Consider the following 1,863-nt stretch of genomic DNA (forward strand, 5'->3'; position numbering starts at 1 on the left):
GTTTCAGAACCAACACAGTGGACGCGAGCAACTGAGGACAAGCCCTCGGCCTATTAGTACCAGTCACCTCCACCCGTTACCGGGCTTCCAGATCTGGCCTATCAACCCAGTCGTCTACTGGGAGCCTTAACCCCTCAAAGGGGGTGGGAATACTCATCTCGAAGCAGGCTTCCCGCTTAGATGCTTTCAGCGGTTATCCTTTCCGAACGTAGCCAACCAGCCATGCCCTTGGCAGGACAACTGGCACACCAGAGGTTCGTCCGTCCCGGTCCTCTCGTACTAGGGACAGCCCTTCTCAATATTCCTACGCGCACAGAGGATAGGGACCGAACTGTCTCACGACGTTCTAAACCCAGCTCGCGTACCGCTTTAATGGGCGAACAGCCCAACCCTTGGGACCGACTCCAGCCCCAGGATGCGACGAGCCGACATCGAGGTGCCAAACCATCCCGTCGATATGGACTCTTGGGGAAGATCAGCCTGTTATCCCCGGGGTACCTTTTATCCGTTGAGCGACGGCGCTTCCACAAGCCACCGCCGGATCACTAGTCCCGACTTTCGTCCCTGCTCGACCCGTCGGTCTCACAGTCAAGCTCCCTTGTGCACTTACACTCAACACCTGATTACCAACCAGGCTGAGGGAACCTTTGGGCGCCTCCGTTACTCTTTAGGAGGCAACCGCCCCAGTTAAACTACCCATCAGACACTGTCCCTGATCCGGATCACGGACCGAGGTTAGACATCCAGCACGACCAGAGTGGTATTTCAACGGCGACTCCACGAACACTGGCGTGCCCGCTTCAAAGTCTCCCACCTATCCTACACAAGCCGAACCGAACACCAATATCAAACTGTAGTAAAGGTCCCGGGGTCTTTCCGTCCTTCTGCGCGAAACGAGCATCTTTACTCGTAGTGCAATTTCACCGGGCCTATGGTTGAGACAGTCGAGAAGTCGTTACGCCATTCGTGCAGGTCGGAACTTACCCGACAAGGAATTTCGCTACCTTAGGATGGTTATAGTTACCACCGCCGTTTACTGGCGCTTAAGTTCTCAGCTTCGCACACCCGAAAGTGCACTAACCGGTCCCCTTAACGTTCCAGCACCGGGCAGGCGTCAGTCCGTATACATCGCCTTACGGCTTCGCACGGACCTGTGTTTTTAGTAAACAGTCGCTTCTCGCTGGTCTCTGCGGCCACCCCCAGCTCAGAGTGCAAGACTCCTCACCAGTGATGGCCCCCCTTCTCCCGAAGTTACGGGGGCATTTTGCCGAGTTCCTTAACCATAGTTCACCCGAACGCCTCGGTATTCTCTACCTGACCACCTGAGTCGGTTTAGGGTACGGGCCGCCATGAAACTCGCTAGAGGCTTTTCTCGACAGCATAGGATCATCCACTTCACCACAATCGGCTCGGCATCAGGTCTCAGCCTTAATGTGCGACGGATTTACCTACCGCACGGCCTACACCCTTACCCCGGGACAACCACCGCCCGGGCTGGACTACCTTCCTGCGTCACCCCATCACTCACCTACTACCACCTTGGGTCAGCGGCTCCACCACTCCCCTCAACTCCGAAGAGATCAGGGCGGCTTCACGGCCTTAGCATTAATGGGCTCGATGTTTGACGCTTCACAGCGGGTACCGGAATATCAACCGGTTATCCATCGACTACGCCTGTCGGCCTCGCCTTAGGTCCCGACTTACCCTGGGCAGATCAGCTTGACCCAGGAACCCTTAGTCAATCGGCGCACACGTTTCTCACGTATGTATCGCTACTCATGCCTGCATTCTCACTCGTGAACCGTCCACCACTGCCTTCCGGCGCAGCTTCACCCGGCACACGACGCTCCCCTACCCATCCCA

The 1,863-nt window shown here is 56.5% G+C and carries 1 rRNA gene (only partly in view); it reads right to left on the reverse strand.

Annotated elements, in window-relative coordinates:
- Positions 1 to 33: 33 nt before the first annotated feature.
- Positions 34 to 1,863: ribosomal RNA gene (locus ACZ516_RS33815) — 23S ribosomal RNA — on the reverse strand (it continues 1,371 nt past the right edge of the window).

It is taken from the genome of Streptomyces sp. NPDC034037 (assembly GCF_055575715.1).